Annotated in this window: 13 protein-coding genes; 10 read left to right on the forward strand and 3 right to left on the reverse strand. The window is 63.7% G+C overall.

Features of this window, described 5'->3' with window-relative positions:
• Positions 1–5 precede the first annotated feature (5 nt).
• The 6 genes from ACZ52D_RS11640 to ACZ52D_RS11665 all read left to right on the forward strand — a co-directional run bounded on the left by ACZ52D_RS11640 (position 6) and on the right by ACZ52D_RS11665 (position 6,063).
• The gene (locus ACZ52D_RS11640; protein WP_369925493.1) at positions 6–752 is read left to right on the forward strand and encodes a class I SAM-dependent methyltransferase; all 747 of its coding nucleotides are present in this window, start codon (positions 6–8) and stop codon (positions 750–752) included.
• A 401-nt stretch (positions 753–1,153) separates the two neighbouring features.
• Positions 1,154–1,714, forward strand: coding sequence for a F0F1 ATP synthase subunit delta (locus ACZ52D_RS11645; RefSeq protein ID WP_222455063.1), 561 nt, complete (start codon positions 1,154–1,156; stop codon positions 1,712–1,714).
• Positions 1,715–3,253: a F0F1 ATP synthase subunit alpha gene (gene atpA / locus ACZ52D_RS11650; RefSeq protein WP_222455064.1), complete on the forward strand. Its 1,539-nt coding sequence runs from the start codon at positions 1,715–1,717 to the stop codon at positions 3,251–3,253.
• Between the two features lie 15 nt (positions 3,254–3,268).
• Entirely contained in the window at positions 3,269–4,144 is an 876-nt protein-coding gene (locus ACZ52D_RS11655) for a F0F1 ATP synthase subunit gamma (protein WP_222455065.1), read from the forward strand.
• A gap of 21 nt (positions 4,145–4,165) precedes the next feature.
• The gene (gene atpD / locus ACZ52D_RS11660; protein ID WP_222455066.1) at positions 4,166–5,590 is read left to right on the forward strand and encodes a F0F1 ATP synthase subunit beta; all 1,425 of its coding nucleotides are present in this window, start codon (positions 4,166–4,168) and stop codon (positions 5,588–5,590) included.
• Between the two features lie 59 nt (positions 5,591–5,649).
• Positions 5,650–6,063 carry a F0F1 ATP synthase subunit epsilon gene (locus tag ACZ52D_RS11665; RefSeq protein WP_222455067.1) on the forward strand — a complete coding sequence of 138 codons (414 nt, stop codon included), beginning with the start codon at positions 5,650–5,652 and terminating at the stop codon, positions 6,061–6,063.
• 213 nt (positions 6,064–6,276) lie between these two features.
• Here ACZ52D_RS11665 and ACZ52D_RS11670 read toward each other — a convergent pair whose 3' ends face one another.
• On the reverse strand, positions 6,277–6,798 hold the full coding sequence (locus ACZ52D_RS11670) for a carboxymuconolactone decarboxylase family protein (protein WP_464441417.1): 522 nt from the start codon (positions 6,796–6,798) through the stop codon (positions 6,277–6,279).
• Positions 6,799–7,015: 217 nt separating this feature from the next.
• Between ACZ52D_RS11670 and ACZ52D_RS11675 the strand changes: the two genes are divergently transcribed.
• From ACZ52D_RS11675 to ACZ52D_RS11685, 3 genes are all read left to right on the forward strand, one after another.
• Positions 7,016–8,635, forward strand: coding sequence for a class I SAM-dependent methyltransferase (locus ACZ52D_RS11675; RefSeq protein WP_464441418.1), 1,620 nt, complete (start codon positions 7,016–7,018; stop codon positions 8,633–8,635).
• Positions 8,636–8,743: 108 nt separating this feature from the next.
• Complete coding sequence (locus ACZ52D_RS11680; protein ID WP_464441419.1) at positions 8,744–9,967, forward strand: PAS domain-containing protein; 1,224 nt, start codon at positions 8,744–8,746, stop codon at positions 9,965–9,967.
• Between the two features lie 141 nt (positions 9,968–10,108).
• Positions 10,109–10,459 (forward strand): H-type lectin domain-containing protein, encoded by a 351-nt coding sequence (locus ACZ52D_RS11685; protein WP_464441420.1) that lies wholly within the window; start codon positions 10,109–10,111, stop codon positions 10,457–10,459.
• On the opposite strand, the gene ACZ52D_RS11690 is transcribed toward ACZ52D_RS11685, so the two are convergent.
• Positions 10,456–10,857, reverse strand: coding sequence for a helix-turn-helix domain-containing protein (locus tag ACZ52D_RS11690; protein ID WP_464441421.1), 402 nt, complete (start codon positions 10,855–10,857; stop codon positions 10,456–10,458). The genes ACZ52D_RS11685 and ACZ52D_RS11690 overlap by 4 nt on opposite strands.
• Before the next feature lie 69 nt (positions 10,858–10,926).
• Between ACZ52D_RS11690 and ACZ52D_RS11695 the strand changes: the two genes are divergently transcribed.
• Positions 10,927–12,123, forward strand: coding sequence for an MFS transporter (locus tag ACZ52D_RS11695; protein ID WP_464441422.1), 1,197 nt, complete (start codon positions 10,927–10,929; stop codon positions 12,121–12,123).
• A gap of 68 nt (positions 12,124–12,191) precedes the next feature.
• On the opposite strand, the gene ACZ52D_RS11700 is transcribed toward ACZ52D_RS11695, so the two are convergent.
• Positions 12,192–13,214 (reverse strand): ribose-phosphate pyrophosphokinase, encoded by a 1,023-nt coding sequence (locus ACZ52D_RS11700; RefSeq protein WP_369925477.1) that lies wholly within the window; start codon positions 13,212–13,214, stop codon positions 12,192–12,194.
• Between the last annotated feature and the right edge of the window lie 91 nt (positions 13,215–13,305).

A 13,305-nucleotide genomic window follows, 5' to 3' on the forward strand; every position in this document is an offset into this window, starting at 1 on the left:
CCGCAATGCATCTTGATGTCCAGGATCTGAGGAACTTCTACTACCGCAGCACGCTGGGCCGGGCCGCGCAGGCCTCGATCCGTGGCCGCTTGACCCAGCTCTGGCCCGAGGCCGCGGGGTTGACGGTGGCGGGCTTCGGATTCGCGGCCCCGCTTCTGCGGCCCTACCTGTCCGAGGCCCGGCGGGTGATGGCGCTGATGCCCGGGCCGCAGGGGGTCATGCAATGGCCCGCAGGCCAGCCCAATGTCTCGGTCCTGTGCGAGGAGACCAGCTGGCCGGTGGAGACCGGGCGGATCGACCGGCTGGTGCTGCTGCACGGGCTGGAAACCTCCGAGCGGCCCGCCCGGCTGCTCGAGGAATGCAGCCGGGTTCTCGGGCCGGGCGGCAGGGCCATCTTCATCGTGCCCAACCGGGCCGGTCTGTGGGCTCGGTCGGACCTGACCCCCTTTGGCTTCGGACGCCCCTACACGCTGCGTCAGCTGGAAGGTCAGCTGCGCGAGCATGAGTTCACCATCGAGCGCCACACGGCCGCGCTGTACCGGCTGCCCAGTCACAAGCGGTTCTGGCTGAAAACCGGTGCCATGTTCGAGCGCATGGGGGATCGGCTGCCCGCGATGCTGGCGGGGGGCGTGTTCATGGTGGAAGTCAGCAAGCAGACGCATCCGCAGAAGGGCCACATGATCCGTCCGCGCACCCCCAACCCCATCCGGGTGCTGGAGGGGCTGTCAAACCCGCTGACCGAACCGGCCTGAGCCCCCGCCCGGGCGTCCGCGGGCAGGCGTTTTGCGGCCGATTTGGTTTTTCCGAATTGACGCCCCATGGTCGTGGCGCTCAGATGCGGCTGCAAACGCGGTGCTGGTGTAACAATTTTGCCGTGGATTCGGGCTTTCGGAATCGCCAATTTGCGCGCTTCTGGTGCAGTTTTTGTGGATTATATTGCGGTCAAAGGGCCGCACTCGTCGCAAGTGTTTGAAATGACGGGGAACTCGCATTCTTTCAATACCGTTATAGACAGTTGATAGGTCGCATCCGCTCTGCTAGACCCACGCTGATTTCAACGCCCCGCTGCCTAGGGCGGGCTGACTCACGCCCCCGGACGCCGCCTGTTGCCAGGTATGCCAACCGGGGCCAAAAACATATCGGAAGGGTGGACGTGTCCGAACCAGCTTCGATTTCTGCAGGCATTGCTGCGCGCTATGCCACTGCGGTGTTCGACATCGCGGAAGAGAACAAGGCGCTCGACAGCCTTGAATCCAGCATCAATGATCTGGCAGCCGCGCTGGCTGACAGCGACGACCTCAATGGCCTGATCCGCTCGCCGCTCGTCTCGCGCGAGGAGCAGGGCGCCGCAATCACCGCGGTCGCGGACAAGATGGGGCTGGACCCCGTCCTGCGCAATACCCTGGCACTGATGGCGGACAAACGCCGTCTGCACGTGCTGCCCGCGCTGATCGACGCGCTGCGCGCCCGCCTGGCCGAAGCCCGTGGTGAAGTCACTGCCGAAGTGACCTCCGCCAAGGCGCTGACCAAGACCCAGAGCGAAAAGCTGGCCAAGACTCTGGCCGAGCGCGTGGGCAAGAAAGTCACTATCAATGCCACCGTCGATGCCTCCATCATCGGCGGTCTTGTCGTTAAAGTGGGCTCGAAGATGATCGACAGCTCGATCCGCTCCAAGCTCAACTCCCTACAGAATGCAATGAAAGAGGTCGGATAAATGGGTATCCAAGCAGCAGAGATTTCTGCGATCCTTAAAGACCAGATCAAGAATTATGGTCAAGAAGCAGAAGTGGCAGAAATCGGCCGCGTGCTGTCCGTTGGGGACGGTATCGCGCGCGTTTACGGCCTCGACAACGTCCAGGCCGGCGAAATGGTCGAATTCCCGGGCGGCGTCATGGGGATGGCGCTGAACCTCGAAGCCGACAACGTCGGTATCGTGATCTTCGGCTCCGACCGCGACATTAAAGAAGGTGACACCGTCAAGCGCACCAACTCCATCGTGGACGTGCCGGTGGGCAACGGCCTGCTGGGCCGCGTTGTCGACGGTCTGGGCAACCCGCTGGACGGCAAGGGTCCGATCACCGACGTCACCCGCGGCATCGCCGACGTGAAGGCGCCGGGCATCATCCCGCGTAAGTCGGTGCACGAGCCGATGGCAACCGGCCTGAAGTCCGTTGACGCGATGATCCCCGTTGGCCGCGGCCAGCGTGAGCTGATCATCGGCGACCGTCAGACCGGTAAGACCGCGATCGCGCTCGACACCATCCTGAACCAGAAATCCTACAATGACGCCGCTGGCGACGACGAGTCCAAGAAGCTGTACTGCGTCTACGTGGCTGTGGGCCAGAAGCGTTCGACCGTTGCCCAGCTGGTGAAGAAGCTGGAAGAGACCGGTGCGATGGAATACTCCATCGTCGTGGCGGCAACCGCGTCCGACCCGGCACCGCTGCAGTTCCTGGCGCCCTACGCCGCGACCGCGATGGCGGAATTCTTCCGCGACAACGGCCGTCACGCGCTGATCATCTATGATGACCTGTCCAAGCAGGCCGTGGCCTACCGCCAGATGTCGCTGCTGCTGCGCCGTCCGCCGGGCCGTGAAGCCTATCCGGGTGACGTTTTCTACCTGCACTCCCGCCTGCTGGAGCGTTCGGCAAAGCTGAACGAGGACTTTGGTGGTGGCTCGCTGACCGCGCTGCCGATCATCGAAACCCAGGGCGGCGACGTGTCCGCGTTTATTCCGACTAACGTGATCTCGATCACCGACGGTCAGATCTTCCTGGAAACCGAACTGTTCTACCAGGGCATCCGCCCCGCCGTGAACACCGGTCTGTCGGTGTCGCGCGTTGGCTCCTCGGCCCAGACCAAGGCGATGTCCTCGGTTGCCGGTCCGGTGAAACTGTCGCTGGCCCAGTACCGCGAGATGGCGGCCTTCGCCCAGTTCGGCTCCGACCTGGATGCCGCCACCCAGCAGCTGCTGAACCGTGGTGCGCGCCTGACCGAGCTGATGAAGCAGCCGCAGTACTCGCCGCTGACCAACGCGGAAATCGTCTGCGTCATCTTCGCCGGCACCAACGGTTACCTCGACAAGGTCGACGTCAAGGACGTGGGTCGCTACGAGGCTGGCCTGCTGAGCCACCTGCGCGGCAAACACGCCGACCTGCTCGCCGACATCACCAACAACGACCGCAAGGTGAAAGGTGAGCTGGCTGACAAGATCAAGGCTGCGCTGGACGAGTTCGCCGCTAGCTTCGCTTAAGGGGAGGATGAGGCTATGCCGAATCTCAAGGACCTTAAAAACAGGATCGCGTCGGTCAAATCGACCCGCAAGATCACCAAAGCCATGCAGATGGTGGCCGCGGCGAAACTTCGCCGCGCCCAGGAGGCTGCCGAGGAATCCCGCCCCTATGCCAAGCGCTTCAATGCCGTGATGGCGGGGCTGGCGGCCTCGGTCGGTGGCAGCGACACCGCGCCCAAGCTGCTTCGCGGCACGGGCTCGGACCAGGTGCAGCTGCTGGTCGTGATGACCGCAGAGCGCGGCCTGTGCGGCGGCTTCAACTCGAACATTGCCAAGCTCGCGCGCCAGAAGGCGCACGAGCTGAAGGCCGCGGGCAAGACGGTCAAGATCCTGACCGTCGGCAAGAAGGGCCGTGACGCCCTGAAGCGCGACTTTGGCGATGACTTCATCGGCCATGTGGACTTGAGCGAGGTCAAGCGGGTTGGTTACGCCAACGCGCAGGAGATCGCCAAGGGGATCCTCACCCGCTTTGACGCAGGTGAATTCGATGTTGCCACGATCTTCTACGCGGAGTTCGTCAACGTCGTGACCCAGATCCCGACCGCACAGCAGATCATTCCGGCCTCCTTCGAGGCGGCGGAAGGGGACGGCGCGAGCGCGCTGTATGACTACGAACCCAGCGAAGAGCAGATCCTTGCCGACCTGCTGCCCCGCGGCGTGGCGACCCAGATCTTCTCGGCCCTGCTGGAAAACGGTGCATCCGAACAGGGTGCCCGGATGAGCGCGATGGACAACGCGACCCGCAACGCGGGCGAGATGATCGACAAGCTGACCATCGAGTTCAACCGGTCGCGCCAAGCCGTGATCACCAATGAGCTGATTGAAATCATTTCGGGCGCTGAGGCGCTCTAAGAGACAACCGGAGACCAACAAATGGCACAAGCAAAAGGCAAGGTGACTCAGATCATCGGCGCCGTTGTGGACGTCCAGTTTGACGACCACCTGCCCGCAATTCTGAACGCGCTGCACACCGAGAACGACGGCAAGACCCTCGTCCTCGAAGTGGCGCAGCACCTCGGCGAAAACACCGTCCGCACCATCGCGATGGACGCGACCGAAGGTCTGGTCCGCGGTCAGGAAGTGACCGACACCGGCGCGCCGATCTCGATCCCGGTGGGCAACGCCACCCTGGGCCGCATCCTGAACGTCGTCGGCGAGCCGGTTGACGAAAAGGGTCCGGTCAACGCCGCGGAAACCCGTGCGATCCACCAGCCCGCACCGGAATTCAACGACCAGTCCACCGAATCCGAGATCCTGGTGACCGGCATCAAGGTGATCGACCTGCTGGCCCCCTACGCCAAGGGCGGCAAGATCGGCCTGTTCGGCGGCGCCGGCGTGGGCAAGACCGTTCTCATCATGGAACTGATCAACAACATCGCCAAGGTGCACTCGGGCTACTCCGTGTTCGCCGGTGTTGGTGAGCGGACCCGTGAAGGTAACGACCTGTACTGGGAAATGATCGAATCCAACGTGATCAAGCCGGACAACCTGGAAGAATCCCAGGTGGCCCTGGTCTACGGTCAGATGAACGAGCCTCCGGGAGCCCGTGCCCGTGTTGCGCTGACCGGCCTGACCCTGGCCGAGCAGTTCCGCGACCAGTCCGGTACCGACGTTCTGTTCTTCGTCGACAACATCTTCCGCTTCACCCAGGCGGGTTCCGAGGTTTCGGCTCTGCTCGGCCGTATTCCTTCGGCGGTGGGCTACCAGCCGACCCTGGCAACCGACATGGGTGCGATGCAGGAGCGTATTACCTCCACCAAGAACGGCTCGATCACCTCGATCCAGGCCGTCTACGTTCCCGCGGACGACCTTACCGACCCGGCGCCGGCAACCACCTTTGCCCACCTGGACGCAACCACCGTTCTCAACCGCGCGATCTCGGAACTCGGCATCTACCCCGCCGTGGACCCGCTCGACTCCTCCTCGCGCCTGATGGACCCGCAGATCGTTGGCGAAGAGCACTACAAAGTGGCGACCGACGTTCAGCAGATCCTTCAGCGCTACAAGTCGCTGCAGGACATCATCGCGATCCTCGGCATGGACGAACTGTCGGAAGAGGACAAGCTGACCGTTGCGCGTGCGCGTAAGATCCAGCGTTTCCTGTCCCAGCCGTTCGACGTGGCAAAGGTCTTCACCGGTTCCGACGGTGTCCAGGTTTCCCTGGAAGACACCATCGCCTCGTTCAAGGCGGTTGTGGCCGGCGAATACGACCACCTGCCCGAAGGCGCCTTCTACATGGTTGGCGGCATCGACGAAGTGATCGCCAAAGCCGAGAAGATGGCTGCGGAAGCCGCCTAAGAATGGATTTTCCCCCGCGCCCTTTGCCGGGGGCGGGGGAACCCTGAAAGGAGGCCCAAATGGCACAAACGATGCAATTCGACCTCGTGAGCCCCGAGCGGAGCCTGGCTTCGCAGCAGGCAAGCGCGGTTCTGATCCCCGGAGCCGAGGGTGACATGACGGCGATGCCTCAGCATGCGCCGACCATCACCACCCTGCGCCCCGGCGTGCTGAAGGTCGAAAGCCCGGAAGGCAACTCGGAGTATCTGGTGACCGGCGGTTTCGCCGAAATCGCGGGCGACAGCCTGTCGGTTCTGGCCGAACGTGCGATCCCGATGAACGAACTGACCCGCGAGCAGCTCGACGCGCTGATCGAAGAAGCCCGCGAAATGTACAAGACCGCGAAAGAGGAAGACCAGCCCCACGGCCTGGTCGAGGACGCAGCCAAGCTGCTCGCCGACATGGAAGCCCTGGGCACCCATATGGCGATCTGATCCTCCCGCGGATTGGACGATCCTGAAACCGGCTCCCGAAAGGGGGCCGGTTTTTTGTTGGCGTTTGAAAGGGTTTTCTTGGCGCTGGGTACCTATTGGGCTGACGCTAAAACCAGTGTTGCACCCGGGGGCCGATAATTGTCAGCAAAGCGGGACAAAGTGAGCTTTCGCTGGACGTGCGCCAAGGTCAACTTCCCTCGCTGGCTATCGGATTCAGCCAATTTTCCGAAGCGTTTGAAGGTCGCAAATCGTTGCGTACCCCATTGCCCTCTTGATACCGGGCAACAGCGCAGCTCCATTCATCGCGAAACTGATTTCTATCAACCCAGCTTCGCCATAAGCGTCTAGGACCTTGGCCCGGGCTTCAGCATCGTCTTGACGTTGGCCCACAACGGCATCTGAGAGGCGAGCAACCGCTTGTAATTCGTCTGACAGTGCTGAGTAGCTTGACTGCAGGATCGCAGTTATAGCGTCCCGCGAAACGCCCGCTTTCCTGGCCAAGTTGATTTCTGCTTCGACGCAGGTGCCGCAATCCGCTGCGATTGCCCCCCGAAGACGCGCCGTATGATACGCTTCGGCCGGCACGTTTTTGTTTGGATCCAGAAAGGAAAATATCTTTCCATAGCGTACCATCAAACCGAAATCAGTTTTTGCAATCTGATGAGCATAATCTAAGTTGACGCCAGTGCGCTTTTCCCCTGCTGACACCAACAAACCTAAAATTTTTTTCAGCATCCCGTCTCCTCATATCCCTAAAAGCTAAAAGCCATAAATAAACCGGACATTGGTTCAAGGTGCGGCATTGTGCAAGAATGGGTTCTAAGCAGCCATCCAATGGCTCCATGGCGCGGCGTCTGCCGCGCTACAGCTCCCCCCTCCCACACCCGTGATGCCACCGTAGCGCCACATTCCCTTAACCCGTTCCTCATCAATTTTCTGAAAATTACCCTGCATGACATTTACCCAATCTGCAGGATTCTCCGTGACCGACTGGACCTCCGGCTATGTCGCCGACATCGACTACACTCACGACTTCCACAGCCAGCTGACCCCGGCGACCCTCGCCTTCTGCGCCACCGCGCAGGGGCATCGGCACGGGCTTGGCCAGCCGGGACTCAGCTATTGTGAACTCGGCTGCGGGCAGGGGTTCTCGGCCAACCTGCTGGCCGCCGCGAACCCCCATATCGAGTTCCACGCCATGGATTTCAGCCCGGCGCATATCGCCGGTGCGCGCGAACTGGCCCGGCAGGCGGCGCTGGACAACGTCCAGTTCCACGAACGCTGCTTCGCCGATTTTCATCAGGCCGCCGGCCTTCCGGCCAGCTTTGACATCATTGCGCTGCACGGGGTGTTCAGCTGGGTCTCGGCAGAGAACCGCGATCACATCCTGCGCTTCATTGCCGACAGGCTGAAGCCGGGCGGGCTGGTCTATGTCAGCTACAATGCGATGCCGGGCTGGGCCGCGGCCATGCCGCTGCGCCAGCTGCTGCGCAGCCGTGTCGAACAGGGCAGCGGCCCGCTGCCGACCCGCATCCAGGAGGCCATCGGCTGGGCGCGCAAACTGCAGGAGGCCGGTGCCGGTGTCTTTGCCCGCAACCCGCTCGCGGGCAAACGGCTGGCCCACATGCAGAAGATGCCGGAAAACTACCTCGCGCATGAATACTTCAACGCCGACTGGACGCCCTTCTATTTCGAAGACCTGAAGGATGAAATGGGGCAGGCCAAGCTGGATTTTCTCGGCTCCACCAGCCCGCTCGACAACCTGGATGATGTGCGCTTCACCCCCGAGCAGCAGGCGCTCCTTGAGGCGGAGAGCGATCCCTGCCGCCGCGAGGGGCTGCGCGACATGCTGCTGAACGAGCATTTCCGCACCGATGTTTTCGTGAAGGGCAAGCTCGCCCATACCCCGCGCGGCGAAATCGGCGGCTGGTTTGAAACCCCTCTCGCGTTGGTGCGCCCCTATTCCGGCGGCCGGTTGACCTTCCAGCACCGGGGCGCCGAGATCGACCTTGCGCCGGAGCAGTATGCCCCGGTCCTGACTGCCCTGTCACAGGGGCCCGCCACGGTGCGCGCGCTGCTGGACCAGGGGGTGTTCGGTGGCATGGACTGGGCCAGCATCCGGCGCATGCTGATGGTGCTCATTGGCTGTGGCTGCCTGGTGCCCTGTCTGCCGACGGAAGACCTTGAGCGACGCCGCGACAGCTGCCGCAAGTTCAACCAGGCGGTGTGCAAACGGGCCGAGGACAGCGACACCCTGGGCTTCCTCGCCTCGCCGGTCACCGGCGGCGGGGTGGCGCTGGATCGGCTGGAACAGCTGTTCCTGTTGGCGCTGGACGAAGGCGCGCAGGCGCCGACCGACTGGGCGGCGCTGGCGTGGCGCATCCTCGCGCCGCAAGGCCAGAGGTTGCAGCACGAGGGCCGGGTGCTGGAAAGCGACGAGGAAAACATCGCGCTGCTGAAAGCCCGCGCCGGTAATTTCGCGGCCCGCCGGCTGCCGGTGTTGCGCAGCCTGGGCGTCGCGCCCGCACCACAGCAGGCACCCGCCGCACAGCGCGCCAGCGCCGTCGCCTGACGCCGGTCCGGGGCAGGCCCGCGGTATCCGGGCCTGCCATTAGCAATTTGAAAATCTGTCGTCGCTAGACAGATTTGGCAGACGTATTTCACTGACAGGAACCAACACGTGTCCTTTGAAGATCGCACGCTGGCCCCGCAGGCCAGAGGCCGTGAGGCCGCCTTTGCCCTGGATGAAGTGTTTTTCTCTCGTACGGATAGCCGCGGGGTGATTCTGGCGGGCAACACGGTGTTTAGCCGGGTGTCCAAATTCCCGCTCCAGGAGATGCTGGGCGCTCCGCACAAGCTGGTCCGTCACCCCGACATGCCGCGGGCGGTGTTCCAGTTGATGTGGGACACCATCCGCAACGGCGACACCGTCGGGGCCTATGTCAAGAACAAGGCCAGCGACGGCAGCTACTACTGGGTGTTCGCGGTCATCACCCCCTGCGAGGGGGGCTACCTGTCAGCTCGGATCAAACCGTCCAGCCCGTTGTTGAAGACGATGCAGCAGGAATACGCGTGCCTGCGCCAGGCCGAGCTGAACGAGGGGCTGGAGCCCAAGCAGAGCGTCGACCGGCTGCTCGCGCGGCTGCGGGAGATGGGCTATGCCACCTACAGCGATTTTGCAGGCCACGCGCTGGCAGAGGAGTTGGTGGCGCGGGACGCCGGGCTGCATCGCCCGGCAGACGAGCGAATCGTCGAACGGCGCGCCATGTTCGCCACCGCCGAACGGCTGGTGCAGGAAACCGAGGCGCTGGTGCAGGATTTTGAATCGATGCGTACCATCCCGCACAACCTGCGGGTCATCGCCTCGCGTATCGAGCCGGCGGGCGGGCCGGTCACCGTGTTGTCGCAGAACTACAGCGCCATGTCGCGCGAGATGTCCAGCTGGTTCGAGGCGCATGTCTGGGGCAAGGACAGCAATTTCCGCGCGATCAAGGGCACCGTGACCGCGGCCATCTTTGTCGAGGGGCTGGCGCGTATCCTGACCGAATGCGGCCACCAGCTGGAGCAGGAAAACCCGGACGCCGCGGCCACCATCAACATCACGCATGAGCAGGGCATCCTGAAGCAGCTGAAGGGCGTGCAGGTCGAAAAGGCGGGCAGCAGCCTGCGGGATGTGCGCTTCGAGGCCGCCCGCATTCAAAAGGCCTGCATGACGTTGCACCGGCATTTCATGGCGCTGACCACCACGCGGGTGCTGTGCAAGATCGAATGCGCGCGGCTCGGCAACGTGGGCGAGTCGCTGAATTCGATCATCGACGAATTGGGCCTGTTCCAGGACCGGATCTCCGCCCGGCTCGAGGAAATCACCCGGCTCAGCACCGCGCTCAGTGCCGAGGACAGCTGAACGCCGCCGCGCCGCACACCCCGAGACCGCATGTGGCAATTCGGCCAGTTTCAGGGCGCGGGCCCGGTTTGCGCGAATTGTTGCTGATCTTCGCCCGGTGGCGGGCTAAAATACCGGGCGAGTAGGGGGCTGGAACGCGGAATGATAAGACTACGAAATCCCCGCACGGGGATTCTTCAGGGAGATACGGTGGTATTTTCCGACTTCGAAGACGGCGGCGAGATGTGGACCGGCACCGGCCTGCGCGAGCGGCGCTGCAAGGTGGACTTCAGCGAAGGTTTTGCCCGTCCGCCCGCCGTGCAGGTGTCGCCATCCCTGTGGGACATGGACACCAAGGCCGCGATCCGCGCCGAACTGGTGGCCGAGAACATCACCCGCAACGGCTTCGAAATTGTCTTTCGCACCTGGTCCGACAGCCGCGCCGCCAGGTTGCGCGCGGCCTGGATGGCCATCGGCGAGCTGCCTTACGCCGACGACTGGGACGTTGACTAGACCTCTGCCGTAAGGCTGCCTGCACGCAGCAACTTCTGAAACTTGGGACAGTCCAGATGGCTGGGCGCGGGGCAGTCGGCCACGTGGCGGAGCGCATCGCGCAGGGTCGTCAGCTCGTGGATCTGTGCCTCGAGGGCGTCGGCGCGGGCATGCAGCTGATCGCGCGGCAATTCGGGGCGGCCGCCCTGTCCGAACATGCCCGCGATGTCCTTCAACGCGAAACCGGCTGCCTTTCCCAGCGTGATCAGCGACAGTTGCAGCAGCACTTCCGGCCCGAACTGCCGCCTGAGCCCGTTGCGCCCGCAAGAGGTTATCAGCCCGAGGTCCTCGTAGTACCGCAACGCCGAGGGCGCCACGCCGGACCGTTCGCTGACCTCTCCGATATCCAGAAGTTTCATCATTGACCTCAAGCTGACTTCAAGTGGCAGGGTGCCAGTCCTGATTGAAATGGACAAGGGGACACCCGGATGAAGACGAGTAATGGCGCGCTCTGGCGCGAGCCACGCGCGATGGCGCTGTTGATGGCGGCCAGCCTTACGGTGATGGCAAATGCCACCATCAGCCCGGCGTTGACCGGCTTGGAACAGGAGTTTGCAGCGCAGCCCGGGGCGGCGGTCCTGGTGCGGCTGCTGGTCACCGCGCCCTCGCTGGCGGTGGTGCTGGTGGCACCGCTCGCCGGATGGCTGACGGATCGTGCGGGGCGACGGCGGGTGCTTCTGGCCGGGGTCTGGCTGTTCGTGCTCTTCGGTACCGCCGGGGCTTATCTGCCCGGGTTGCAGATGGTTCTGGTCAGCCGCTTTGGCCTCGGAATTGCGGTCGCGCTGATCATGACGGCGCAAACGGCACTGATTGGTGACTACTTCACCGGCCCGCGCCGTCAGGCGCTGACCGGCCTGCAAATCTCGGCGCGCAACTTCGGCGGACTGCTGTTCATCGGCCTGGCGGGCCTGGCTGCCGCGGTCTCGCCCCGCCTGCCGTTCCTGATCTACGCTTTGGCCCTGGTCTGCCTTTACACCGTCTGGCGCCACGCGCCGGAGCCCGCGCGCAACCGGGCCGAGGGGGACAGACCCCAAGCAGACGCGGCGCACCCGGCCTGGCTGGCGCTGGTTCTGGCGGTATCGGCTCTGCAGATGCTGACCAATGGCCTGTTTTTCCTGATGCCGACACAGCTGCCCTTCTTCTTTCAGGCACAGGGCTTCGACAGTTCGGCGATGACGGGTGCCGGGCTGGGGCTGCTGTCGCTCTGTGGTGGCATTGCGGCGCTGTTCTACGCCCGGCTGAAGGCGGCGCTGCCGCAGGCGCTGATCTTTGCCCTCGGCTATGCCGCGCTGGCGGTGGGCTTCTGGTGTCTGGCGCAGCAGGGCAGCGCGGCGCTGTCTCTGGCCGGCGCAATGGCGGTGGGCGTCGGCTATGCCACCGTCTCGCCCGGCTTTGTCGCCATCGCGCTGGAGCTCGCCCCCGCCAGCCGCCGCGGCACGGCGGGGGCGATCCTCACCGCCTCGGTGTTCAGCGGCCAGTTCCTGTCGCCGCTGGTCAGTACGCCTGCCATCAGCCAGTGGGGCTATGGCGGCACCTTTGCCGGGGTGGCGGGGGGCGTTGCGCTGCTGTCGGTGGGGGCCGGAGTGGCAGCGCTGCGCCAGCACCGCCGTCGCGTTGCCGCCTGACGCGCGGCGGGCAAAGAAAAAGCCCCGCAGGCTGCGGGGCTTTACATTCTTTGGCAAGGCGGGCTGTCTTAGCCGCCGTTGCTGTACAGGCTCTCGTAGATCGGCACCAGCGTCTTGTCCTCGAACAGCGACGACACCGAGGTGCCGTGCCAGATGTTCAGGATCGCCTGGGTGAACAGCGGCGCGGTCGGCAGGATGCGGATGTTGGGCGCGGCGGCCACCGCCTCGGTCGGCTGGATCGAGTCGGTCAGCACCAGCGATTTCATCACCGAGTTGGTCACGCGCTCCACCGCCGGGCCGCTCATCACGCCGTGGGTGATATAGGCGTGCACTTCCTTGGCGCCGTTGTCGAGCAGCACCTGCGCCGCCTTGCACAGCGTGCCGGCGGTGTCGCACATGTCGTCGACGATCAGGCAGATCTTGTCGGTCACATCGCCGATCACGGTCATCTCGGCCACTTCACCGGGCTTCTCGCGGCGCTTGTCGACGATCGACAGCGGCGCGTTGATGCGCTTGGCCAGTTCGCGTGCGCGGGCCACGCCGCCCACGTCGGGGCTGACGACCATCAGGTCTTCCATCTGGTCCTTGAACTGCGCCTTCACGTCCAGCGCGAAGATCGGGCTGGCATAGAGGTTGTCCACCGGGATGTCGAAGAAGCCCTGGATCTGCGCCGCGTGCAGGTCCATGGTCAGCACCCGCTCGATACCCGCACCGGTCAGCATGTTGGCCACCAGCTTGGCCGAGATCGGGGTGCGTGCCTTGGTGCGGCGGTCCTGGCGGGCATAGCCGAAGTAGGGGATCACGGCGGTGATCCGCTGGGCCGAAGAGCGGCGCAGCGCATCGGAGATGATCAGCAGTTCCATCAGGTTGTCATTCGCCGGGTTCGAGGTCGGCTGAATGATGAACATGTCCTCGCCGCGGACGTTTTCATAGACTTCGACGAAGATCTCGCCGTCATTGAAGCGCTCCACGCGCGCATCGACCAGACCCTGGTCAACGCCACGGTGCATGCTCATCCGGCGGGTGATGGCTTGGGCAAGAGGAAGATTGGCGTTCCCAGCAATCAGCTTGGGTTCGTTCAAGGTCGGCATTGGCTGTGATCCCCAGGCAGCAATGGCAATGTGTCAGATTCGTGATATTGAACCCCGCTTATCATGCACTTACCGTCGCGCAAAGTTATTA

Source organism: Leisingera sp. S2M4, assembly GCF_055398055.1.

Coding starts and splice junctions, on each gene's coding strand:
- ACZ52D_RS11640 (WP_369925493.1), top strand. CDS start 6: ATGCATCTTGATGTCCAGGATCTGAGGAACTTCTACTACCGCAGCACG.
- atpA (WP_222455064.1), top strand. CDS start 1,715: ATGGGTATCCAAGCAGCAGAGATTTCTGCGATCCTTAAAGACCAGATC.
- ACZ52D_RS11655 (WP_222455065.1), top strand. CDS start 3,269: ATGCCGAATCTCAAGGACCTTAAAAACAGGATCGCGTCGGTCAAATCG.
- atpD (WP_222455066.1), top strand. CDS start 4,166: ATGGCACAAGCAAAAGGCAAGGTGACTCAGATCATCGGCGCCGTTGTG.
- ACZ52D_RS11665 (WP_222455067.1), top strand. CDS start 5,650: ATGGCACAAACGATGCAATTCGACCTCGTGAGCCCCGAGCGGAGCCTG.
- ACZ52D_RS11670 (WP_464441417.1), bottom strand. CDS start 6,798: ATGCTGAAAAAAATTTTAGGTTTGTTGGTGTCAGCAGGGGAAAAGCGC.
- ACZ52D_RS11675 (WP_464441418.1), top strand. CDS start 7,016: ATGACATTTACCCAATCTGCAGGATTCTCCGTGACCGACTGGACCTCC.
- ACZ52D_RS11685 (WP_464441420.1), top strand. CDS start 10,109: ATGATAAGACTACGAAATCCCCGCACGGGGATTCTTCAGGGAGATACG.
- ACZ52D_RS11690 (WP_464441421.1), bottom strand. CDS start 10,857: ATGAAACTTCTGGATATCGGAGAGGTCAGCGAACGGTCCGGCGTGGCG.
- ACZ52D_RS11695 (WP_464441422.1), top strand. CDS start 10,927: ATGAAGACGAGTAATGGCGCGCTCTGGCGCGAGCCACGCGCGATGGCG.
- ACZ52D_RS11700 (WP_369925477.1), bottom strand. CDS start 13,214: ATGCCGACCTTGAACGAACCCAAGCTGATTGCTGGGAACGCCAATCTT.